Raw genomic sequence first — 20,842 nt, forward strand, 5'->3', positions numbered from 1 at the left:
CTCGGCGAGGCACACACCAGACGGAGGGACATCGATGGACCAGCTCGGGGTAGCGATTATCGGATACGGCCTGGCCGGGTCGGTGTTCCACGCGCCGCTGGTGGCGGCCGAATCGCGGATGCGGGTGGCGGCGGTGGTGACCTCGTCGGCGGAACGGGCCGAGCGGGCAAGGGCGGAGCATCCGGGGGTGCGGGTGTGGGGGACCGCGGCGGAGCTGTTCGCCGAGGACGAGGACGTGGATCTCGCGGTGATCGCCACACCGAACAGCTCGCACGCGCCACTGGCACTGCAGGCGCTGGCCGCGGGCCTGCCGGTGGTGGTCGACAAGCCGTTCGCGGTGCGCGCGGCCGACGCCGAGGAGGTCGTCGAGGCAGCCGAGCGCGCCGACCTGCCGCTGACGGTATTCCAGAATCGCCGCTGGGACAACGACTTCCTGACCGTGCGTGGTCTGCTCGAGGAGGGGAAGCTGGGAGAGGTGCGCCGGTTCGAGTCCAGGTTCGAGCGCTGGCGGCCCGAGCTCAAAGGCGGCTGGCGCGAGCTGGACGAGCCCGGCGCGGGGATCATGTTCGACCTGGGCAGTCACCTCGTCGACCAGGCGCTGACGCTGTTCGGCCCGGTCACCGAGGTCTACGCCGAACTCGACCGCCGCCGACCCGGCGCCGCGGCCGACGACGACGCCTTCATCGCCCTCACACACGCCTCCGGCACCAGGTCACACCTGTGGATGAGCGCCGTCGCGCCCCAGCTCGGCCCGCGCATGCGCGTGCTCGGCTCGACTGCCGGCTACACCGTCCACGGGCTGGACCCGCAGGAGGACGACCTGCGCGCCGGCCGCCGACCCGATGACGAAACCCTCTGGGGCACAGTCCCACCCGAGCACTGGGGGACCCTCGGCGCGGGCGGTGACCTGCGCACCGTCCCCACCCTTCCCGGCGACTATCCGGCCTTCTACCGCGCCATGGCCGCCACGCTGCTCGACGGCGCCCCGGTCCCCGTCGACCCTCGCGACGCCGTCGAGACCCTCCGCATCCTCGAATACGCCCACCACGTGGCGAGCGCCGCCGAGGAGTGAGGATCAGAGCTTGCGGGAGCGCAGTTCGTGGCCCTTGGAGGTCTTGCAGCGGCCCGACTCCAGGTCCCACTGCCAGCCGTGCAGGTTGCAGGTGAGGTTGTTGCCTTCCACCACACCGAATTTCGAGAGGTCGGCCTTGAGGTGGGGGCAGCGGCGCTGCACCTCCCAGCCGTCGAGTTCGGTGACGGCGGAATCGTCGTGCGCCTCGGCGAACCAGCCGTCGGCGTAGGCGATGCGCTCGTCGGTGAGGCACTTGAAGAAGGTGTAGAGGAACTCGTTGTAGCCGCCGATGCGCCACGCCTGGAAACGGGTGGACAGGAAGATCGTGTTCACCCAGTCCGGCTCGTTGTCGCGCAGCACGGTGCGCACCAGCTCGGGGGCGATCCGGAAACCGTAGCGGTAGCGGCCCTCGCCCTCGATGGGCGCGCGCACGGTGCGGTGCGGGAAGTCCAGCACCACCGTTTCCTCGCCGATGACCAGGCCCACCGGGTAACCGATGCCGTCACTGATCAGCGCCGACTGCTTCATGATCGGCTCGAACAGCTCACGCAGCGGCTCGAGCAGCGAGCCCTCGCCGGTCTCCCAGGACGCCTTCTCGGCAGCGAGCACGGGCGCGAACCGCTGGGCCATCTCCTCGATGTAGGCGGCCTTGTCGCCGTAGATCCGGTCCGGATCGAACGGGTGCTCGAGGTCGAGCTCCTTGCCGCGCACGTCGGCGACCGAGCCGGGGATCATCATGATCCCGCCCGCGTTGCCGTGGATCTCCATCTGCTCGAGGAACACGATCTGGTCGGGGAAGATGTTGCCCTCGTCGCCGCGATCGTCGTTGAGGTAGCGCAGTTCCTCGTCGAGGAACACCGGCGGACCGGCCGAGGGCACCACCCAGGTCGCGCCGACCTGCTCGATGTAGGAGCGGGCGCGGTCCATGCCACGCTGGCGCTTCTGCTTGCCGAAGTTGGCCTTGGTGCGGGCCGGGATGTCGTACACCGCCGGGTACCAGATGGCGCCGGAGTACTGCAGCAGGTGGATGTCGATCTCGCCGAACGCCTCGTGGATCACGTCCATGTCCACGGGCCTGGCGTCGTTCATGTTGAAGCAGGTGGTCTCGCCGTCGGAGACGAGGATGCCGGAGTCGCCGATCGGGCCGTCGGCGGGCGCGCGCAGTGCCACGATCATGATGTCGAGCGAGCCCTTGGGCCCGGTGACCGTGTGCTTGACCGAGTCCTGGGTTTCGAAGAACTTCGTGAAGCCCAGGGCCTCGAGCTCGCGGCGCAGATCCGGCACCGGGTAGTCGGGCAGCAGCACGGTGGCGTCCTTGTTGACGTACCGGCGCAGGTGCTCGGCGTCGAAGTGGTCGCGGTGCAGATGCGAGACGTACAGGTAGTCCACATCGCCGAGCGCCGCCCAGTCGAGCTGGGAGTTGTCCGGGAACGGGAACCACGACGCGAAGTAGGCGGGGTTCACCCAGGGATCGCAGAGGATGGTTCCGGCCTCGGTTCGGATGTGGAAGCCTGCGTGTCCGACGCTGGTGATCTGCACGAGCTGATTCCTCCTACCAGGATCTGATTCGCCGGATCAAGGGCGAGCTACCGCCGCCGCAGGTTTCCCCTGACTACCTCGGCGTACCAGCCAACCAGGATAGTGGCTAGATCGTTACGTCACCGATGCAATAGCCGTCAGCGGTCGCGACAACCGTGAAAGTGCGGTTCCGAGTGCCACCGGGGGAGGTGGTCACGGGCACCTGTACCTCCAGGTAGTCGCCACGAATCCGCTCGGATCGTAGCTCCTCGGCGGTGAAGGAGGTGACATTGCCTACTTTGCCCGAGTCGCCGGCCAAGGGGGCTGCTGTCGGATTGCCGGTGCCCTCGGGGTCCCAGGTCGCGGGGGAGGCCTTGCAGGTCAGCGGATGGTCTGGTTCGATGTCGGCCGCGTTGAGCGGTTTGCCGGTCGCCCTGGCGAGGTAGCGGCGCACGGCGTGGCGGGCATCTGCCTCGTCGTAACCCGGCTCGACGCCCGCGGCGAACACCCGGCCACAGGCATATCCCGTCGCGATCGACTCGCGGTCGACGGTGACCGTGGTGGTGCGCGTGCGCCAGGTGACGGCGTCGGCGGTCGCCGTTCCCGGCTGGCTCAACGCGGCGAGGATCGACTGTGGGTCGGCGTACATGTCGGTGACCGTGCGCGGCGGGATGGTCCAGCACTTGTCCTGGAGTTCGCTGATGCTGTCGGTGCGCAGGTCGGCGGCCCAGCGGCGGACCGCGGTCACCGCGTCGGTGTCGCCCGCGACGGCGCCCACCGGCGGCGCGTCGGCGGGCAGCGGAGCAGGGGTGGTGGTGTTCGCGCTGGTCGGCGCCGGTTCGCCGGGTGCGATCGCCTGGGTCGCGGTGGACGCGCTCGTCGCCGGGCTCGCGGTTCCCGCCGGGGCCGGATCGTCGCCGGGAATGCCCGCGACCGAATCGCAGCCCGCGATCAGCGCCGCGGTGACGGTCAATCCGGCGGCCAGCGCGGCGGCACGGTGGTGGCGGGTCGGAGCGATCGGGGTCGGCTTCGCGCGTTCCACTACGACTTCCTCAATTCCTAGGTCCTGGCGTCCGCGCGTGCGTCGCGGCCGCCGACTGTCGGGGCGAGCGGGCTCGCCGGGGATAGACCGGTGCGCGCGAAGCGAATTCGGCGCGCGGCTGATCGCCGCGATCCGGCGGGGCGGCGCGCGGTGGCGCCGGGCCTGCCGGAACCGGCGATCTGCGACTACGCTAGCTGAATTGTGGAACCCGTCTACCGGTCGATCATCGGCCTGGCCCGAACCGTCTTCTTCCTCGAAGGTCTGAAGTTCACCGTCAAGGGGGCCGAGAACATCCCGGCGTCCGGTGGTGCCGTGGTGGCGATCAACCACACCGGCTACATGGACTTCACCTACGCGGGACTGCCCGCGCGCACGCCGAAGCGCTACATCCGCTTCATGGCCAAGCACGAGGTCTTCGAGAGCAAGATCTCCGGACCGATCATGCGCGCCCTCAAGCACATTCCCGTCGACCGCACCGCGGGCGCCGACTCCTACAAGGCCGCGGTCGAATACCTGCGCGCCGGTGAACTCGTCGGCGTGTACCCCGAGGCCACCATCAGCCGCAGCTTCGAGATCAAGGAATTCAAGTCCGGCGCGGCGCGGATGGCGATCGAAGCCGAGGTGCCGATCATCCCGATCGTCATCTGGGGCGCCCAGCGCGTGTGGACCAAGGGCTTCCCGAAGCGCCTCGGCCGCACCAACACGCCCATCTCGATCGCCGTCGGCGCCCCCATCAAGCCCTACGAACCGGCCGCCGACCTGACCGCCCAGCTCCGCACCACCATGCAGCAGCTGCTCGCCGAGCTGCAGGAAACCTACGAGCACGAGCCCGGCGCCTACTGGGTGCCCAAGCGTCTCGGCGGCAGTGCCCCCTCCCTCGAGGAAGCCACCGCCCTCGACGACGCCGAAGCCGCCGAACGCCTCGCCCGCAAGGCCGCCCGACAGCAGCACCCGGAGTCCTGACCCCGCACCGTCGCGTGGGCATCCGCTCGCCGGATGACCCACCCGACGGTCCGGTACGTGCCGCCGGGTGGGGATCAGCGGGGCAGCCGGCAGTGGCTCGGTGCCGGAATGCGGCCGCGCAGGTAGGCGGACGGGGGGACGCCCATGAGGGTGCGGAAGTCGGCGGTGAGGTGGGACTGGTCGTAGAAGCCGGTGGTCGCGGCCAGCTGCGACCACGGGGTCTCGCCCGCGAGGGCGAGGACTCGGCGGACGCGGTCGATGCGGGCGAAGTGCTTGGGCGAGACGCCGATTCCGGTGGTGAACACGGTGCGCAGGTGACGTTCGCTGACAGCCAGGCGCGCTGCGAGGTCGGGGATGGCCGGTGCGGTGTCCGCGGTGAGCACCGAGATCGCTTCGCGGAGGACGATGCGATGCGCGCGATCGGTCTCGGTCTCGGAAACCTGTTTCGGCAGAACATCTTCCAGATAGCCGATGGCCTCGCTCGTGGGCAGGTCGGTCAGGTCGCCCGCGAGCGCGGCCAGCGGGCCGGGTAGTTCGGCGAGCCGCACCGCGCGATCGGTGAGATCACCGGCCGCCACGCCGAGCAGCTGACGGGTGACGCCGGGCGCCAGCCGCAACCGCACGCAACCCGCAGGCTGCTCGGCGCGCGAGTACACGGCCTTGGTCCGCGCGCCGACGACCAGCGCCTCGCGCCGCCCGGCCTGATCCGTGCGCAGCACGATCGTGGTGGTCGCGACGGGCGGCTGGGCGAAAGGCAGGTCCTGACCCGCCTCGACCCGCGTGCTGGTCAGTTCGGTGAGCCAGGGCCGCAGCGAGGGCGGCGCAGGCACCGCGGTCTCGAGCTGGGCCGGGGTCAGATACTGCGTGCTCACCCGGTCAACAGTAGGTGCCGCGGCCCGGTCTGTCCGTGCCGATTTCTCCTATCTTCGCAGGCAGGTGCGTCGGCATGCTCGGTGCATGATCCTGATCACCGGTGCCACGGGCACCATCGGCAGCGCCATCGTCACCCAGCTTCGCGCCGACGGCGTCGCCGTCCGTGCCGCCACCCGCGACCCCGCCCGCGCGAGCTTCCCCGCCGGTGTCGACGTCGTCCGCGTCGACTATCGCGACCCGAGCACCTTCGCCCCGGCGTTGGCCGGGGTCGAGGCGGCGTTCCTCAACGGGCTGCCCGGCCCCGAGGACACCGGTGTCGATGGCGCCCTCGTCGCCGCCGCTCGTGCCGCCGGCGTGCGCCGGGTGGTGAAGTTGTCCGCGATCGGTACCGGCGATCCGCGCCTCGGCCTTCCCGGCACCTGGCACGTCCCTGGTGAGCGAGCGGTCCGCGAGTCGGGACTGGAGTGGACCATCCTGCGCCCCAACACCTTCGCGTCGAACACGCTCAGCTGGATCGAAGCCCTGCGCGACGGACACCCGGTGCCGAACTTCACCGGTGCCGGCAAGCAGGCGGTCGTCGACCCGCGCGATGTCGCCGAAGTCGCCGCCACGGCACTGCGCGCCGGCGGGTTCGACGGCCGCGTCCTGACCCTCACCGGCCCCCTCCTGCACACCGGACGCGAGCAGGCCGCCGTGCTCGCCGAGATCATCGGCCGCCCGATCGAGGTCACCGATATCGCCGCCGATGACGCCCGCGACTTCATGACCGCGGCCGGTCTGCCGCCCGCCTTCGTCGAGGGCTCGCTGATCGGCCAGGCCTTCATCCGCGACGGCCACAACGAGCTGATCACCGGCGACATCACGGAGGTACTCGGCCGCGCGCCCCGACGCTATGCCGACTGGGCCGGTGTTCATCGCGCCGCCTTCGGGTGAGAGACCGGCCCGGAGTGACGCGGCTCCGGGCCGGACCCGGGGTCAGTTCATGGTCAGCACCCACGAGCCGTTGCAACCCTTGCGGTCGTTCAGGTCATCGTCGTAGACCCAGTTGAACCTGATCGGCGGGTTCGTCCGGACGCTCCAGCGACCGGACGGCGAGGTCACGACCTTGCCCTTGCGTGAGAGCACGCCCACCTCGTCGTGCGCGAACTGCCATTTGCCGCCGCTGGTCGGGTAGTTCAAACGCAGTGTCACCCGGCCGCCGGTGTGGTTCTGGACCACCAGGCACGAGCCGGGATGGTTCACGTCGATCGCGTACTCGCCGAACTCGCCCTCCTCGGTGTTCTCGCCGCTGTCGGTGAACTCCACCGGATCGGTGAAGTCCGCGTGCGCCGGACCGGCCCCCATGATGGTCACGGTGGTCACAGCGATGCCCGCCGCGACCAGCCCCAGTGTCTTCATCCCGTTTCCTCCTGTCGTTCCGGCGGTGGCCGCCGGACCGTGAAAGAGCTTTCCGGGCAAGGACTTCCGATACCTTGTCGCGTGCTTAAAGCGGAGCCGTCCAGGCCTGGCTTCTTCGCCGAGCTCACCGTGGCTCCGGGGCGGCTGTGCGCATGGATTTCACAATTCCGGGGGTGACGCGCTAATGTTCCTTCTCGCACGACGAAGCCCCCAGGGGCGCGTACGGCACGCGGATGTAGCGCAGCTGGTAGCGCATCACCTTGCCAAGGTGAGGGTCGCGAGTTCGAATCTCGTCATCCGCTCAACGAGAAGCCCGGCCATCGTGCCGGGCTTTTCTCATTGTCGGCGCCGTTCCAGGCGCTCGCGACTCAGCGGTGGCAGGAACTCCCCGATCAGACTGCGACGCCACCAGATCCCCTCGCGGAACAGCTGGGTGGGCGTGCTGAAGTGGTACTCGTAGAGCCGGGCCCGCAGGTGGCGCGGCGGCGCGTCGGGGAAGGGACAGTGCCGCAGCAGGCGCAGAGTGTCGCGGTCGTTCTCGAGCAGCCGGACGACCAGCGGAATCGCCCAGGATCGGGCATAGGACGGCGACAGCGCGGCGAACCACATCAGCCAGTCCAGCCGCAGGTGATAGGGCGCCCACTGGCGCGGACGGAACCCGGGGTCGCCCGGTTTGCCCTTGAACTCGTATTCGCGCCACTCGGTGTCGTCGTCGAGGTGCTCGGCGGCAGTGCCCTCGAGCACGATCTCCTGGCGGACCCGGGTGATGCTGCCGAACGCGCCATAGGTGTTGACCAGGTGCAACGGGTCGAACGAGGCATTCATCGCCTGCCGCGTGGAGAGCATGTTGCGCACCGGCCAGAAGCTCAGCACGACGACCATCGCGACGAACGCGAACACCGCACCCATGAACCACCCGGGCGGTCCGGCGACCGGCGGGGCGTCCGGCAGGAGCGGGTACCCGCTGACGGCGGTGGTCGCCAGCAGCAGCGTCACCCAGTTCAGCCAGGCGAAATTGCCCGAGATCACCAGCCACGACTGCGTGACGATGACGATGACCGCCGCGACGCTCGCGACCGGCTGCGGCGCGAACAGCCCGAACGGCACGATCAGCTGTGCGAAGTGATTCGCCGCGACCTCCACGCGGTGCAGCGGCTTGGGCAGATGGTGGAAGAACCAGCTCAGCGGGCCCGGCATCGGCTGGGTCTCGTGGTGGTAGTACAGGCAGGTCAGGTCCCGCCAGCAGCGGTCGCCGCGCATCTTGATCAGGCCTGCCCCGAACTCCACCCGGAACAGCAGCCAGCGTGCCGCGAGCAGCACCAGCAGCGGCGGCGCGATCGTGTCGTTGCCGAGGAAGATCGCCAGGAAACCGGCCTCGAGCAGCAGCGATTCCCAGCCGAACGCGTACCACGCCTGCCCGACATTGACGATCGACAGATACATCACCCACAGCGCGAACCACAGCACCATGGCCGCCCACAGCGGCACCAGATCGGCCAGGCCCAGCGCGACCGCCACCGCGAGCGCCACCCCGAACCAGGCGAGGGCGGCGAACCACCGATCCGAGTAGCGCAGGTGGAACAGGCTCGGTGACCGCCGGAACGGCGTCCTGGCCAGGTAGCGCGGAATGGGCAACATGCCGCGCTCACCGAGCAGCGCGCGGAACTGCAGGGCCGCCGCCAGGAAGGCCAGGGCGTACACGACCGCCAGGCCGCGCTGGAAGATCAGCCTGCCCTGCCAGTATTCCGGTGCCGTGAACCACTCCATGCGTGTGTGCTCCCGGTGGTCGACGTCCCGCACGGGGGGTGTACCCAGATCGGCCCGGCGGAATCTAGGGTGATTCGAGTCCGGTGCCGCCCCGTAACGCGCCGCGCAGGTCGGCCTCGTCCCAGTGCCCGGCGACCCCGGGCCGGATCCGCAGGTATTCGACGACACGATCGAAGTCCCAGCCGTGCGCCGCACGCAGCCCGGCGCCGATCATCGTCAGATACCGTGCCGAGGGTCGTTGCAGGGCAACGGTTTCCGGGTCCCATGGCGAAGTGAAGGTGAGCACCGGGATCCCCTCGTGTGTCCCCGCGTGCACGACCGTCTCGTACCTGCCGGGCCCCAGTCGCGCCGATCCGGCGGCGAGGACCGCGGCCGGGTCGAAGTCCGCCGACGGCGTTCGGTACATCTCCTGGGCGAGCAGGTCACCGAACTGGCCGACGGTCAGCAGGTACCCCCGTGCCGCGGCGCCGATCGGCCAACCCGCCGCGGGCCGCACCGCGTAGAAACCGACCCCACCGGTCCATACCGGGCTCTGCCAGGCGAAATACAGGCTCCCCGGCAGGAGGAGCGGAACGACGGCGGCGGATTCGGACGGGTCACGGAACCCCGGGTAGGTGTGGTCGGTGCCCGGCGGCGTGCCGCCTTCGCGGTAGTAGGCGAAGCGCTCCGCGTGCATGTTGGAGCCGTACGCGGCGTACCAGACGTGCTGAGCTGTGGACACGGGCTCACCTCGGGTGGGTCACGATTCGTTGCGCGAAGGAAACGGATTCTCGGTCGCCTCCGATTCTCCTTCGAACGGGTCGGGAGGACCTCGAGGGGAGAGATCATGAGATCAGCGATCGTGGTGGCCGCGCTGGTGACGCTGGCGGGAGGGCTGGCCGCCTGCGGCGACGACCAGGGTTCGACGGCGCAGACCACCCGGCCGAGCGCGGTGAGCCCCACCGTCGACCGGCCGAGTGCCTCGCCGACCATCGAGCCACCGGTCATCCTGCCGGGCACCGACATCCCCACCGTGCCGCTGGAACCCTCCGGCTCGGGCACCCCCGGTGGGCTGCCGTCCGGCCTGCCCTCCCGTGACGACGCCACCGTCGACGCCCGCGATTACCAGCAGCGCGACAGCTTCTACTTCCAATCACCCACCGGCAACATCATGTGCGGCATCCTCGCCGACGCACCCTTCGGCGTCGGCTGCCAGCTCTCGCACGCGAATGTCCTTCCCCCGCAACTGCCGGACTGCACCGACGCGCCGAACCGCAAGGTCGCCGTGCACACCGTCGGCGGCAAGTCCGAGTTCCTGTGCACCAGTCAGGGCATCTTCGTCGGCGAGCCGGTGGACGGCACCACCAAGGGCGGCGGCGCGACCCTGAACTACGGCGACACCCTCGTCGTGCGCGGCGTCGCCTGCACCTCCACCGAACAGGGCATCCGCTGCGACGCGGCGGGCCACGGCTTCACCATCTCCGCCGACAGCCAGACCCTGTTCTAACCAGGTCGGGGGATGTAGACACCGGCCGCCCGCAGCTTCGCCTCGATGAGCGCGGCGAGCCTGCCGGGCGCGGTGTCCGCGTCCTGGTTGTGGTGCGCGATCATCTGATAGCGGGTGGCGGCCTCGGTGCGTGCCTGCAGCCCGGTCACGATCCGCAGCTGCGCTGGATTGGCGAGCAGTTGCGCGACCAGCGCGGTGGCGAGTTCTTCGACCCTCGGGTCGTCGGGCGCCCATTCCCTGGCTTCGACGCCACGCCGGAACAGGGCGACGTACACGGGATCCTCGATGGCGTTCTCGACGTCGGCCAGGTAGTCGTCGAAACCCTCCGGCACCAGTGCCCTGGCCAGCACCCAGCCCTCCCTGGTCGCGGCCACCTCGTCGGCGGGAAAGCCGAGCTCGGGCATCCGCTCCAGCAGGGCGACAGCGCGATCGGGCAGCAGTGCCCGGTTGCCGTCGGCCAGCCGGTGCAGGGTGTCGCGCCGGGCGGTCAGCTCGTCGATGCGTTCGCTGAGCTGCCGCCCGACCTCGGCCAGCGCGGCGGCGAAGCGATCGGCGTCGGCGTCGAGCAGCGGCTCGATCTCGGCGAGGGGCACGCCGGCCTCGGCCAGTGTCCTGACCTTGACCAGCCGCAACAGCTCAGCGGACCCGTAGCGCCGGTAGCCCGAGCTGTCCCGGTCGGGCTCGGCGACCAGGCCGAGCTTGTGATAGTGCCGCACCGTCTTCACCGTGACACCGACGAACGCCGCCGCCTGCCCGATCGTGACCCCGTTCCGCATTCGTTCAGCTTGCCTTGTCCGCGACCGGGTTTCCGTCGAACACCGCGTCGAGCAGTGCCTTCTGCGCGACCTGGAACGCGGGCGCGATCGTCATCTCGGCATTGTCGACGCAGGTCAGGTACGCGGTCATGGCCCGGCTTCCGTCGGGGGTGCTGAACATCAGCGCCGCGTAGCCTGCGATGCCGCCGTTGTGGGTGATGACGGTGGCGCCGCCCTCGGTCCGCAGCACGAAGACGCCCAGCCCGTACTCCATGTTCGGGATGCCGGTGGCGTGCGTGGAGTACATCTCGGCCAGCAGGGCCTCGGGCACGAGCTTGCCACCGACCAGCGCGGTGATGAAAGTGTGCAGGTCCGCGGTCGTCGAGATCATGTCGCCGCCGGTGGCGATCCAGGACGGGTTGTGCTCGGTGACGTCGACCGTGCGCTGCTCGTCGCCGTCGGCGTACCGGTAGTAGGCGTGCGGGTGCGGCTCGGGCAGCTCCGTCGACGTGCCCGGCACGACGGTCCCGGTCAGCCCGAGCGGGCCGAGGATCAGCCGATCCATCTCGGCGGCGAGCGAATTGCCGGTCACCTTCTCCACGAGCAACCTGGCGATGACGTAGTTGGTGTTGGAGTAACTCCATCCGGTCCCCGGCTCGAACCGCGCGGGCTTCGACAGGGCCAGCGTCACCAGGTCCTCGGGCAGGTAGGTGTCGAATCGTCGGTCCGCCCATTCCTTCCCGGCGATCGTCGAGGGAATGCCCGGGACGACGGTCCCGTCCTCGTAGAACTCGCCGGTGAAGTTGAACACTCCGCTGGTGTGCTGCAACACCATTCGCACGGTGATCCGCTCGTCGAGCGCGAACTCGGGCAGGTAGCGCAGCACGGGCGCGTCCAGTTCGATCCGGCCCTCGGCGACCAGCTGCAGGACCACGGTGGCGGTGAATGTCTTGGTGTTGCTACCGATCCGCACGTGCCCGTCGACCGGCGGCAGCGCCGTCCCGCCGAGCTCGGCCCGCCCCGCGGTACCAACCCATTCGCCCCGCTCGTCGTTCACCCGCAGCGATGCCGCGAGGAACCCGGCCTCGACGGTCTCGTCGATGATCCGCTGCAGATCCTGTCGCGCAATGTCTTTCGTGCTCATGCTGACTCTCCTCGTTCCAGGTGTTCCGGCTCTGTGCCGCTGAAACGAGACTCCGCCCTGACCTTAGGTCAACCGCAACAGTGACTCGGGTCACTCCGGCGATGGCGGTAGTGGCGTCACCACCGAGCGGCGAAAGTGGTTGAAGATGATCGACGTTCGCACATCGACGATCTCCTTGCGCTGAGTGAGGCGATCGAGCACGAAGTCGCTCAGCTGGTCGTTGTCGGCGACGGCGATGTGCAGGAGGAAGTCGTCGCTGCCCGACATCACGAATACCGCGAGCACCTCGGGCAGCCCCTGCACGAAGCTGCGGAACGACTCGATGACCGGACGGTCGGTCGGTCGCAGCCGAACCGCGATCATCGCCTGCACCGGTCGGCCGATCTTCTTCAGGTCCACATCGACTTCGTATCCGCGGACGATCCCGCGCCTGGTCAGTTCCCGCACCCGTTCCAGACAGGTCGACTGCGCGATGTGCAGTTTCCGTGCGAGCTCCTTGTTGGTCTGCTTGGCGTCCTCCTGGAGCAGGGTCAGCAGCGCCGTATCAAGTTCATCCACCGTGGCCTCCTTCGCGTCGATACCGACTATTCTTCGTGATATCAGTCCAGCCGCCGAATTTGCCACGCCAAATCGGCGGCACGCCCCGTGTGTTGTGTTCGGGCCATGCAGATCACCGCTCCCGTCGACCGTCGAGTCGGCCTCTCCGCCGCCGCGGTGCTCGCCGCCGCGTTGATCTGGAGCTCATCGTTCGCGGTGACGAAGGTGGTGCTCGCCGAGGTGCCGCCCCTGACGGTCGGCGCGCTGCGATTCGGGTTCGCCGCGGCGATCCTGGGGGTACTGGTCCGCGTGCGGCGAGATCGGCGCACGCTCACCCGGCGACAGCGGATTCGGATCGGTGGCGCGGGCGTTCTGGGGATCACGGTGTATTTCGCGGTCGAGAATGTGGGGGTCGATCTGGCGACGGCGTCCGACGCCACGCTGATCGTCGCCGCCTATCCGATCATCACGATGGTTCCCGAGATCCTCTGCGGCCGTGCGCGATTCTCGGCGATCCGATTCGCGGGCACGCTGGTGGCGATCGGCGGGGTGTGGCTGGTCGTGCGTGGGGCCGCGGGTGCCGGCGGCGGGCACCACCTGCTCGGTGACGCGATCCTGCTGGCGGGTGGCATCGTATGGGCGCTGTACAACTTCGTCGCCAAGCGTGACGATTCCGGCGCCTCGGCGATCGTGGTCACCTACTACCAAACCCTGGCGGGTGCGTGCGGTTTCGCGCTGTTGGCGATGTCCGAAGCCGACAGCTGGAGCGTCCCGTCGGGGGCGAATCTGGCGCGGATCGCGTTTCTCGCGGCGCTGTGCTCGGTGGCGGCGTTTCTGCTCTACAACCACGGCCTGCGCGGGCTCGACCCGAGTGCCGCGGTCAATCTGCTCAATATCGTTCCGGTCGCCGGGCTGGCCTGGGCGGTGCTGCTGGCGGGTGAGCGGCTGAATCCCGCCCAGGTGCTCGGCGGCGCGATCGTCATCGTCGGGGTCATGATGGGTCTGCACCGGAATGCGGTCGACCACTGACAAGGGCGGGGCGGCAGTCGCTCTGCCGCCCCGCCCGTCGTGCGTCGAACTACCGCGCCGTCGACTCGAAGCGGCGCAGGCGCAGGCTGTTGCTCACCACGAAGACCGAGCTGAACGCCATCGCGGCGCCCGCCAGCATGGGGTTGAGCAGGCCGGCCATGGCCAGTGGGATCGCGGCGACGTTGTAGGCGAAGGCCCAGAACAGGTTGCCCTTGATCGTGGCCAGCGTGCGCCGGGACAGCCGGATCGCGTCGGCGGCGGCGCGCAGGTCGCCGCGGACCAGGGTCAGGTCGCTGGCCTCGATGGCGACATCGGTGCCGGTGCCCATCGACAGACCGAGATCGGCCTGGGCCAGGGCGGCCGCGTCGTTGACGCCGTCACCGACCATCGCGACGACCTTGCCCTCGGCCTGCAGCCGCTTGACCGTCTCCACCTTGTCCTGCGGCAGCACCTCCGCGATCACCTCGTCGATGCCCACCTCGTCACCGATGGTGCGGGCCGCGCGAGCGTTGTCGCCGGTCAGCAGGATCGGAGTGAGGCCGAGCTCACGGAACTGCGCGATGGCCTGGGCCGAAGTCGGTTTCACCGCGTCGGCGACCACGAGGACGCCGCGCGCTTTCCCGTCCCAGCCGACGGCGACCGCGGTCCGGCCCGCCGACTCCGCTTCCGCCATCGCGGTTTCCAGGTGCTTCGGCAGCGGCTGCGACCAGTCGGCCAGCAGTCGTGCCCGGCCGACGATCACCGCCGACCCGTTCACCACGCCCTGCACGCCGAGACCCTCGACATTGGCGAAGCCCTCCACCGGCAGCAGCGTGCCGAACTCGTCCTGCGCGCCCTTGGCGATCGCCTGCGCGATCGGGTGCTCCGACGAATGTTCCAGCGCCCCGGCCAGTTCCAGCACCCGGCCGCGCTCCTCGCCCTCGGCGGGCAGCACGTCGAGCAGGGTCATCTTGCCGGTGGTGACAGTGCCGGTCTTGTCCAGCACGATGGTGTCGACCTTGCGGGTGGATTCCAGCACCTCGGGCCCCTTGATCAGGATGCCGAGCTGGGCGCCGCGACCGGTGCCGACCATCAGCGCGGTCGGGGTGGCCAGGCCGAGGGCGCACGGGCAGGCGATGATCAGCACCGCGACACCGGCGGTGAAGGCCGCCGCGATCGCGCCACCGGTGCCGAGCCAGAAGCCGAGGGTGGCCACGGCCAGCGCGATGACGATCGGCACGAAGATGCCGGAGATCTTGTCGGCCAGGCGCTGGGCCTGCGCCTTGCCGGTCTGCGCGTCCTCGACCAGCTGCGCCATCTGGGCGAGCTGGGTGTCGGAGCCGATCCTGGTGGCGCGCACCAGGAGTCGACCGCCCACGTTGACGGTCGCACCGGTGACGGTGTCGCCCGCGCCGACCTCCACCGGCACCGACTCACCGGTCAGCATCGACGCGTCGACCGCCGAGCTGCCCTCGCTCACCACGCCGTCGGTGGCGATCTTCTCGCCGGGCCGCACCACGAATTCGTCACCGACGGCCAGCTGCTCCACCGGGATGCGCGTCTCGACACCGTCGCGCAACACCGCGACATCCTTGGCGCCCAGCTCCAGCAGTGCCTTCAACGCCGCACCGGCCCGGCGCTTGGACCTGGCCTCGAAGTAGCGCCCGGCCAGGATGAACGTGGTGACGCCCGCCGCGGCCTCCAGGTAGATGCTGCCGGTGCCGTCCATCCGCGCGATGGTGAATTCGAACGGGTGCTTCATTCCCGGCGTGCCCGCGGTGCCCCAGAACAGGGCGTACAGCGACCAGCCGAAGGCGGCCAGCGTGCCCATCGACACCAGCGTGTCCATGGTGGCGGTGCCGTGCTTCAGGTTGGTCCAGGCCGCCTTGTGGAAGGGCAGCGCGCCCCACACCACGACCGGCGCGGCCAGCGTCAGCGAGAGCCACTGCCAGTTGGTGAACTGCAGCGCCGGGATCATCGCCATCGCGATCACCGGCACGGTGAGCACCAGCGACACCAGCAATCGGGTGCGCAGTGAGGCGGTCGGATCGGGCTCGGCGACGGGCTCGTCGGTGCGCTCCGGCTGCTTCGGGGCGGGGAGTGCCGCGGTGTAGCCGGCCTGCTCGACGGTGGCGATCAGCTCCTCGGGGGAGACGTCACCGGAGAAGTCGACGCGCGCCTTCTCGGTGGCGTAGTTGACCGTGGCGGTGACCCCGTCGAGCTTGTTGAGCTTCTTCTCGATCCGGTTCGCGCAGGAAGCGCAGGTCATGCCACCGATCACCAGTTCTACCTGGCCGGTGCCCGGTGGGTGTGTCACGGCGGTCATGGGTTGCTCCGTTTCGTTCCTGGTATCGATTCTTGCTGAGAGGTTGCGGGCGGGCTACGTCAGTGCCCGTGGCCGGGGGCGCCGGTGTCGGCGGGCGCGCTGGTCGGCGCGGGGTTGCTCGCTCCGGTGGCGTCCGGCTGGGCGACTCGCACGGTGAACTCGGCGGTGCGCACCACGCCCTGGTGCTGGAAGTCGAGAAACAGGCGGTAGTCGCCCGCGCTCGGCGCGTTCACCACGAAGTCGATCCCCGGCCCGGACGGGGTGACCCCGTCGCCGGGCGCCCCCTCGGGATGGACGTGCAGGTAGGCCAGGTCGGCGGCGCGCAGGGCGACCAGGTGACCGTAGGCGCCCAGGTAGGGCTGCAGATCGGTGACCGGGGCGCCGTTGCGGCTCACCGAGAGGGTGACCGGCGAGGCCGTGCCGGGGGCGATCGTGCCGTTCAACGCGACCTCGTATTCCCCGACCTTCGCGGTCGCCACCGGGGCCGGCAGTGCCTGCACGTCGTAGTTGCCCGCGACCCGCAGATCCGCGCCGAGGGTCAGGCCCGGCCCGCCCGCTGGGGTGAAGTCGGCGAAGACCCGGTAGTCACCGGCCCGGCTCAGGTTCAGCGGAACCGTCCAGGTCCCGGCCGGATCGAGCACCGGGTGCACGTGCTGGAAGCCGGCCATGTCGCGCCGGACCACGATCAGGTGCAGATCCTTGTCGTGGCTGGTCTGGTACTTCGTGACCGGCGCGCCGGTGGCGTCGAGGATGCGGAAGCTGACGGGGGCCTGCGCGGCGGTCGTGGTGACGGTCTTGTCCAGGGCCAGGGTGTAGCCCTTGTCGGTGACCAGCAGGCCGCCCGGCAGGTCGTCGGCGGGAGCCGCGGCGGTCTCGTGCTCGCCGTGCCCGGCCGGTTCGGTGGGTTCCGGACCGACCAGGGCGCCGGCGGCCAGAGCGATCCCGAAGACCGCCGCGAGGCCGAGGGCGAAACCGGCGAACTTGGTAGTTGCGTTCATCGGGATGCTCCGTTTCGGGTTCAGTCGGCGAGTTGGAAACCGGCCGCGGACACGGCGTCGGCCAGGGCGGTGCGGTCGGGCTCGGTGCCTTCGATGGTCACCTTGCCGTCGGCCAGGTCGACATCGACGCCGGTGACGCCGGGCAGGGCGCCGACCTTGTCGCGCACCTTGTTGGTGCAGCAACCGCAGGTCATGCCGGTGACGGTGACGGTGGTGGTGCTCATGGTGGTGTTCTCCTCGTCGTCGATCTCAATCATTACCATACCCCCCTAGGGTACGTTGTCAAACGGTCGCGCCTGCCTTGTCGGCGGCCGGTGCGCGCATGACCGCCGCCGTGATGGCGGCCCCGGCCAGGGCGAGGATGCCCGCGCCGAGGAAGGCGGCCGAGTAGCCGTCGGTCAGTGCCGTTGCATCGCCCAGCTGGTCGGCGCCGAACGCGGCCGCCACCGCGGTCATCGCGGCCAGGCCCAGTGCGGAACCCACCTGGTAGCTCACGTTGACGATGCCCGAGGCCAACCCGCCCTCCTCCGGCCGCGCCGCCGAGATGGCCGTGCCGAGCGAGGGGATGAAGGCCAGCGACATACCCCCGGCGGCTACCAGCGAGGCGGGCAGCACGTCGACCCAGAAGTTGCCGGTCGGCCGCACCAGCGACATGATCCCGAGGCCGAGGCCGAGCACGATCAGGCCGGTGACGATCATCGGCTTGGCGCCGAAACGCTGCATCGCCTTCGGGGCGAGCACCACCATGCCGAGCATGATCAGCGTGGTCATCGGCAACAGCGCGGCGCCGGAGGGGAACGCGCTGTAGCCGAGTACCTGCTGCAGGTACAGATTGAGGAAGAACCACATCGGCACCCACGCCGCGGCCAGGGCGAACTGGGCGAAGTTGGCGGCGGCGAGGTTCGGCGCGCGGAAGATGCTCAACCGCATCAGCGGCTCGCTACGGCGCGACTGGATGACGACGAACCCGGCGAGCAGCGCGGCGGCCAGCGCCAGCACACCCCAGGTCTGACCCGAAGCCCAGCCCACCTCCGGCGCCTGCACGATGGCGTACACCGCGGCGGCCAAACCGGCTGTCACGGTGACGGATCCGGCGATATCGATCGAGCCCTTGCGCGCCGGGGCGGCGGGCATCAGCAGCGGAACGGCGATCAGCGCGAGCGCGGCGATCGGGAGATTGATGTAGAAGACCCAAGGCCAGCTGATGTATTCGGTGATCACGCCGCCGAGGAACACGCCGGCCGTACCACCGGCGGGCGCGGCCGCGCCGTACACGGCGAGTGCCTTGGTGAGTTCACCCGGCGAGCCGCCGAACAGCATCATCAGCAGGGTCAGCGCCGAGGGCGCGATCAGCGCGGCGCCGGCGCCCTGGATCGCCCGGCCCGCCAATTCGAGGCCGACCGTTCCGGCGGCGCCCGCGAGCACGGAGCCGATCGCGAGAACGAGCCAGCCCGCCCCGAACACCCGCCGCGCGCCGAGCAGGTCGGAGAGCCTGCCGCCGAGCAGCAGCAGTCCGCCGAAGGCGACGACGTAGGCATTGAAAACCCAGGTCAGATTGCCCGGTGTGAAGCCGAGTTCGGCCTGCATCTTGGGCAGCGCGATCCCGATGATCGAAGTGTCCATGATGACCATGAATTGCGCGGCGGCGATCACCGCCAGCGCCCACCACTTCCTGGTGGATACCGATTGTGTGGTCACGACTTTCGTCCTTTCGAGCGGAGAGCGTCTCGTGCTCGGTACCATACCCCCCTAGGGTATAAATCTGTCAAGACGCGAATCGAAAGGAAAATGCCCGACCCGCGTGAGGCGGATCGGGCATTCCGTGCTGCGCGAATCAGGATTCGGAGCGATACGTGATCAGTGCGACGGCGGGCGCGGAAACCACCTGCACCGGCTCGTAGCCGGCGACCCGGATGTGCGCGAAGCCGCCCTCGATGGCGATTCGCGCATCGCGCACCGTGCCGGTGGTCGCTCCGTCGGCGGTGCGCACCGTGTAGCCCTCGACCAGGGTGACGGTGTCGGCCGCCCGCCAGGTCGATGGCATGGCGGGGGGCGTGGCCGCGGCGGGTGAGACGCGGGGAAAGTCCAGCTCAGGGCGTGCGACATGATTGAAGTAGTTGGACAACACATTCAGGGCCACGTGGCCGACCGCTTCGGCCAGCTCGCCGTCGTCGACGCCGTCCTTCCGCGCCGCCGCCAGCTGTTCATCGCTTACCCGGCCGCCGGTGCGAAGGACCTCGCGAGCGAAAAGCAGTACCGCTTCGGTATGCGGATCGTCGGCGGTGGCCGCGTGCGTGGCCGCGATCGCCGCCGGTGTGAAGCCCATTTTCCGCGCGCGCATCGTGTGCGCCGAGACGCAGTACTCGCAGCCGTTGTCGCCGGCGATCAACAGGGCGAGTTGCTCGCGGGTCCGCGCGTCCAGCGCGCCTTCGCTCAACGAGTCGCGCAGTCGCAGATACCCCCGTAGGGTGGCCGGGCTGTTCGCCATCGCGGCGTAGAGATTGGGTACTCGTCCCAGCTGTCGGAGCACCTCCCCGAGGAGTTCGCGCTGTTCGGTATCCGCGGTTTCGGTGGTGACGAGGGGGAGTCGGGACATGGTTCGCTCCAAGGAATTCGACGACGGTACTGATCGGTACCGAATCAAACGGTACTGACCGGTTCCATCGTGGTCAAGCGATACGGTACCAGTCATTTCCGTTCTGGTACCGTGAGCGCATGGCGACAAGGGCCAAGCAGCGGTTGCTCACCACCGCCGAGGAGTTGTTCTACGCCGAGGGCATTCGCGCCGTCGGCGTCGATCGGCTGCTCCAGGAGTCCGGCGTCGGCCGCGCCTCCTTCTACCGCCACTTCGCGAGCAAGGACGATCTCGTTGTCGCCGTCCTGGAGGACCGTGACCGGCGCTGGCTCGAATGGCTGTGCACCTCGGTCGAATCCGTCGACGACCCGGCCGCGCGCCCGCTCGCCGTCTTCACAGCGCTCGCGGAACGCTTCGCCCGCAACGATTTCCGCGGCTGCGCCTTCATCAACACGATGATCGAGGTCGCCGACCCGACAGCGCCCGCACACCAGGTGGCCGATCGGCACAAACGTCGAGTCATCGCCTATCTCGCCGAACTCCTCACCGCCGCAGGACGATCCGATGTCGGCACCCTCGCCCCCGAGTTGGCGCTGCTCATCGACGGCGCGATCGTCACCGCCGTCCGCGAGAACTCGCCCGCCGCCGCCACCCGGGCGGCCGCCATCGCCGCCAAAATCCTGGCCGCCGACGATCACCAGGCTCACCGGTAAGCGATTCGCGAGAACCGACCGGAGCCTGGTGATCAGGTGTTCGGGCTTACTGTCCGTGCAGGTTGCGGGCCGTCGGGGAGGTGGCGACGGTGGCCGGATCGGGGGCGGTGCCGAGGAGGCGGTCGGCGGTGCCCGAGGTGGTGACCGTGAACCAGTAGTGCTCGTTCTTGTAGTGGTGGTGGCGGTGGTTGCGCCAGATCGCCCGGTAGAGCGCGTGTTCGGGCTTGTAGTCGGTGTGGATGAGGTAGTGGGTCCACTCGTAGAGCAGGCCGAGGGTGGTGATCGTCAGCAGGAAGGTCAGGCCGAGGCCGAGGCGGGGAAACGCCAGCAGGGCGATGGCGACCAGGGCGATGATCGTGTACGTCAGCGATCTGGTCGGGATGAAGACCAGCGGGATATCGCGCGGATCCGTATGGTGCGCACGGTGTTTGCTCGCCAGCTCGCTGTCGATGGTGAGCGGCCCGAGGTGCCGTGGCCGCCAGTGCAGGACGGTGACGTGGATGATCCACTCCGTCACCGGAAAGGTGCCGACGACGATCAGCGGGACCAGCGCGTCGGTGAACTGCCAGTCGCCCACCACGATTCGCGCGGCCAGCGCGGCGACGAACACCGTGGCGATCATCCAGGGCGAGGGGTGGCGGACGAACTCGCGCGCCATCTCGCCCAG

General features: G+C 69.4%; 21 protein-coding genes and 1 tRNA gene. 7 read left to right on the forward strand and 15 right to left on the reverse strand.

Annotated features, from left to right (window positions below; genetic code table 11):
- Nucleotides 1-34: 34 nt before the first annotated feature.
- Entirely contained in the window at nt 35-1,072 is a 1,038-nt protein-coding gene (locus QH270_RS13720; protein ID WP_280341692.1) for a Gfo/Idh/MocA family protein, read from the forward strand.
- A gap of 3 nt (nt 1,073-1,075) precedes the next feature.
- Here QH270_RS13720 and QH270_RS13725 read toward each other — a convergent pair whose 3' ends face one another.
- Both QH270_RS13725 and QH270_RS13730 read right to left on the reverse strand, forming a co-directional pair.
- Nucleotides 1,076-2,611, reverse strand: coding sequence for a Rieske 2Fe-2S domain-containing protein (locus QH270_RS13725; RefSeq protein ID WP_280341695.1), 1,536 nt, complete (start codon nt 2,609-2,611; stop codon nt 1,076-1,078).
- Between the two features lie 106 nt (nt 2,612-2,717).
- On the reverse strand, nt 2,718-3,632 hold the full coding sequence (locus QH270_RS13730; protein WP_280341698.1) for a hypothetical protein: 915 nt from the start codon (nt 3,630-3,632) through the stop codon (nt 2,718-2,720).
- Between the two features lie 201 nt (nt 3,633-3,833).
- Between QH270_RS13730 and QH270_RS13735 the strand changes: the two genes are divergently transcribed.
- On the forward strand, nt 3,834-4,595 hold the full coding sequence (locus QH270_RS13735) for a lysophospholipid acyltransferase family protein (protein WP_280341701.1): 762 nt from the start codon (nt 3,834-3,836) through the stop codon (nt 4,593-4,595).
- A gap of 74 nt (nt 4,596-4,669) precedes the next feature.
- Here QH270_RS13735 and QH270_RS13740 read toward each other — a convergent pair whose 3' ends face one another.
- A complete protein-coding gene (locus QH270_RS13740; RefSeq protein ID WP_280341703.1) occupies nt 4,670-5,467 on the reverse strand; it encodes a helix-turn-helix domain-containing protein in 798 nt (265 codons plus the stop codon).
- Nucleotides 5,468-5,552: 85 nt separating this feature from the next.
- On the opposite strand from QH270_RS13740, the gene QH270_RS13745 reads away from it, so the two are divergent.
- Nucleotides 5,553-6,401 carry an NAD(P)H-binding protein gene (locus QH270_RS13745; RefSeq protein ID WP_280341705.1) on the forward strand — a complete coding sequence of 283 codons (849 nt, stop codon included), beginning with the start codon at nt 5,553-5,555 and terminating at the stop codon, nt 6,399-6,401.
- Nucleotides 6,402-6,443: 42 nt separating this feature from the next.
- On the opposite strand, the gene QH270_RS13750 is transcribed toward QH270_RS13745, so the two are convergent.
- A complete protein-coding gene (locus QH270_RS13750; RefSeq protein WP_280341707.1) occupies nt 6,444-6,866 on the reverse strand; it encodes a hypothetical protein in 423 nt (140 codons plus the stop codon).
- Between the two features lie 229 nt (nt 6,867-7,095).
- On the opposite strand from QH270_RS13750, the gene QH270_RS13755 reads away from it, so the two are divergent.
- Nucleotides 7,096-7,168, forward strand: a tRNA-Gly gene (locus tag QH270_RS13755).
- A gap of 34 nt (nt 7,169-7,202) precedes the next feature.
- Here the strand turns inward: QH270_RS13755 and QH270_RS13760 are convergent.
- Together QH270_RS13760 and QH270_RS13765 are read right to left on the reverse strand one after the other, a co-directional pair.
- On the reverse strand, nt 7,203-8,633 hold the full coding sequence (locus tag QH270_RS13760; RefSeq protein ID WP_280341709.1) for a lipase maturation factor family protein: 1,431 nt from the start codon (nt 8,631-8,633) through the stop codon (nt 7,203-7,205).
- Nucleotides 8,634-8,697: 64 nt separating this feature from the next.
- Nucleotides 8,698-9,354 carry a histone deacetylase gene (locus QH270_RS13765; RefSeq protein ID WP_280341712.1) on the reverse strand — a complete coding sequence of 219 codons (657 nt, stop codon included), beginning with the start codon at nt 9,352-9,354 and terminating at the stop codon, nt 8,698-8,700.
- Between the two features lie 105 nt (nt 9,355-9,459).
- Between QH270_RS13765 and QH270_RS13770 the strand changes: the two genes are divergently transcribed.
- Nucleotides 9,460-10,119 carry a DUF6636 domain-containing protein gene (locus QH270_RS13770; protein WP_280341714.1) on the forward strand — a complete coding sequence of 220 codons (660 nt, stop codon included), beginning with the start codon at nt 9,460-9,462 and terminating at the stop codon, nt 10,117-10,119.
- Here the strand turns inward: QH270_RS13770 and QH270_RS13775 are convergent.
- From QH270_RS13775 to QH270_RS13785, 3 genes are all read right to left on the reverse strand, one after another.
- A complete protein-coding gene (locus QH270_RS13775; RefSeq protein WP_280341717.1) occupies nt 10,116-10,895 on the reverse strand; it encodes a MerR family transcriptional regulator in 780 nt (259 codons plus the stop codon). The genes QH270_RS13770 and QH270_RS13775 overlap by 4 nt on opposite strands.
- A 4-nt stretch (nt 10,896-10,899) precedes the next feature.
- Nucleotides 10,900-12,018 (reverse strand): serine hydrolase domain-containing protein, encoded by a 1,119-nt coding sequence (locus QH270_RS13780; protein ID WP_280341720.1) that lies wholly within the window; start codon nt 12,016-12,018, stop codon nt 10,900-10,902.
- 90 nt (nt 12,019-12,108) lie between these two features.
- Nucleotides 12,109-12,576 carry an Lrp/AsnC family transcriptional regulator gene (locus QH270_RS13785; RefSeq protein ID WP_280341722.1) on the reverse strand — a complete coding sequence of 156 codons (468 nt, stop codon included), beginning with the start codon at nt 12,574-12,576 and terminating at the stop codon, nt 12,109-12,111.
- A 105-nt stretch (nt 12,577-12,681) separates the two neighbouring features.
- Here QH270_RS13785 and QH270_RS13790 point away from each other — a divergent pair, with 105 nt between their 5' ends.
- The gene (locus tag QH270_RS13790; protein ID WP_280341725.1) at nt 12,682-13,584 is read left to right on the forward strand and encodes a DMT family transporter; all 903 of its coding nucleotides are present in this window, start codon (nt 12,682-12,684) and stop codon (nt 13,582-13,584) included.
- A gap of 49 nt (nt 13,585-13,633) precedes the next feature.
- Here QH270_RS13790 and QH270_RS13795 read toward each other — a convergent pair whose 3' ends face one another.
- The 5 genes from QH270_RS13795 to QH270_RS13815 form a co-directional block, all read right to left on the reverse strand.
- Nucleotides 13,634-15,889, reverse strand: coding sequence for a heavy metal translocating P-type ATPase (locus QH270_RS13795; protein WP_280341728.1), 2,256 nt, complete (start codon nt 15,887-15,889; stop codon nt 13,634-13,636).
- A gap of 59 nt (nt 15,890-15,948) precedes the next feature.
- Nucleotides 15,949-16,887, reverse strand: a complete 939-nt coding sequence (locus QH270_RS13800) for a hypothetical protein (RefSeq protein ID WP_280341732.1) — start codon at nt 16,885-16,887, stop codon at nt 15,949-15,951.
- Between the two features lie 20 nt (nt 16,888-16,907).
- Nucleotides 16,908-17,111, reverse strand: a complete 204-nt coding sequence (locus QH270_RS13805) for a heavy-metal-associated domain-containing protein (protein WP_280341765.1) — start codon at nt 17,109-17,111, stop codon at nt 16,908-16,910.
- A 58-nt stretch (nt 17,112-17,169) separates the two neighbouring features.
- Nucleotides 17,170-18,585, reverse strand: coding sequence for an MFS transporter (locus tag QH270_RS13810; protein WP_280341733.1), 1,416 nt, complete (start codon nt 18,583-18,585; stop codon nt 17,170-17,172).
- A 136-nt stretch (nt 18,586-18,721) separates the two neighbouring features.
- Nucleotides 18,722-19,483, reverse strand: coding sequence for a carboxymuconolactone decarboxylase family protein (locus QH270_RS13815; protein ID WP_280341735.1), 762 nt, complete (start codon nt 19,481-19,483; stop codon nt 18,722-18,724).
- A gap of 119 nt (nt 19,484-19,602) precedes the next feature.
- On the opposite strand from QH270_RS13815, the gene QH270_RS13820 reads away from it, so the two are divergent.
- Nucleotides 19,603-20,175, forward strand: a complete 573-nt coding sequence (locus QH270_RS13820; RefSeq protein ID WP_280341737.1) for a TetR/AcrR family transcriptional regulator — start codon at nt 19,603-19,605, stop codon at nt 20,173-20,175.
- A gap of 46 nt (nt 20,176-20,221) precedes the next feature.
- On the opposite strand, the gene QH270_RS13825 is transcribed toward QH270_RS13820, so the two are convergent.
- Nucleotides 20,222-20,833, reverse strand: a complete 612-nt coding sequence (locus QH270_RS13825; protein ID WP_280341769.1) for a sterol desaturase family protein — start codon at nt 20,831-20,833, stop codon at nt 20,222-20,224.
- Nucleotides 20,834-20,842 lie beyond the last annotated feature (9 nt).

It is taken from the genome of Nocardia neocaledoniensis (genome assembly GCF_029868625.1).
GTDB lineage: Bacteria > Actinomycetota > Actinomycetes > Mycobacteriales > Mycobacteriaceae > Nocardia > Nocardia neocaledoniensis_A.

What these genes read in the sequence shown, in the direction of transcription:
- QH270_RS13760 (WP_280341709.1), bottom strand. Translation starts at nt 8,633, where the DNA reads ATGGAGTGGTTCACGGCACCGGAATACTGGCAGGGCAGGCTGATCTTC.
- QH270_RS13745 (WP_280341705.1), top strand. Translation starts at nt 5,553, where the DNA reads ATGATCCTGATCACCGGTGCCACGGGCACCATCGGCAGCGCCATCGTC.
- QH270_RS13795 (WP_280341728.1), bottom strand. Translation starts at nt 15,889, where the DNA reads ATGACCGCCGTGACACACCCACCGGGCACCGGCCAGGTAGAACTGGTG.
- QH270_RS13775 (WP_280341717.1), bottom strand. Translation starts at nt 10,895, where the DNA reads ATGCGGAACGGGGTCACGATCGGGCAGGCGGCGGCGTTCGTCGGTGTC.
- QH270_RS13790 (WP_280341725.1), top strand. Translation starts at nt 12,682, where the DNA reads ATGCAGATCACCGCTCCCGTCGACCGTCGAGTCGGCCTCTCCGCCGCC.
- QH270_RS13780 (WP_280341720.1), bottom strand. Translation starts at nt 12,018, where the DNA reads ATGAGCACGAAAGACATTGCGCGACAGGATCTGCAGCGGATCATCGAC.
- QH270_RS13750 (WP_280341707.1), bottom strand. Translation starts at nt 6,866, where the DNA reads ATGAAGACACTGGGGCTGGTCGCGGCGGGCATCGCTGTGACCACCGTG.
- QH270_RS13805 (WP_280341765.1), bottom strand. Translation starts at nt 17,111, where the DNA reads ATGAGCACCACCACCGTCACCGTCACCGGCATGACCTGCGGTTGCTGC.
- QH270_RS13770 (WP_280341714.1), top strand. Translation starts at nt 9,460, where the DNA reads ATGAGATCAGCGATCGTGGTGGCCGCGCTGGTGACGCTGGCGGGAGGG.
- QH270_RS13720 (WP_280341692.1), top strand. Translation starts at nt 35, where the DNA reads ATGGACCAGCTCGGGGTAGCGATTATCGGATACGGCCTGGCCGGGTCG.
- QH270_RS13815 (WP_280341735.1), bottom strand. Translation starts at nt 19,483, where the DNA reads ATGTCCCGACTCCCCCTCGTCACCACCGAAACCGCGGATACCGAACAG.
- QH270_RS13820 (WP_280341737.1), top strand. Translation starts at nt 19,603, where the DNA reads ATGGCGACAAGGGCCAAGCAGCGGTTGCTCACCACCGCCGAGGAGTTG.
- QH270_RS13825 (WP_280341769.1), bottom strand. Translation starts at nt 20,833, where the DNA reads ATGGCGCGCGAGTTCGTCCGCCACCCCTCGCCCTGGATGATCGCCACG.
- QH270_RS13800 (WP_280341732.1), bottom strand. Translation starts at nt 16,887, where the DNA reads ATGAACGCAACTACCAAGTTCGCCGGTTTCGCCCTCGGCCTCGCGGCG.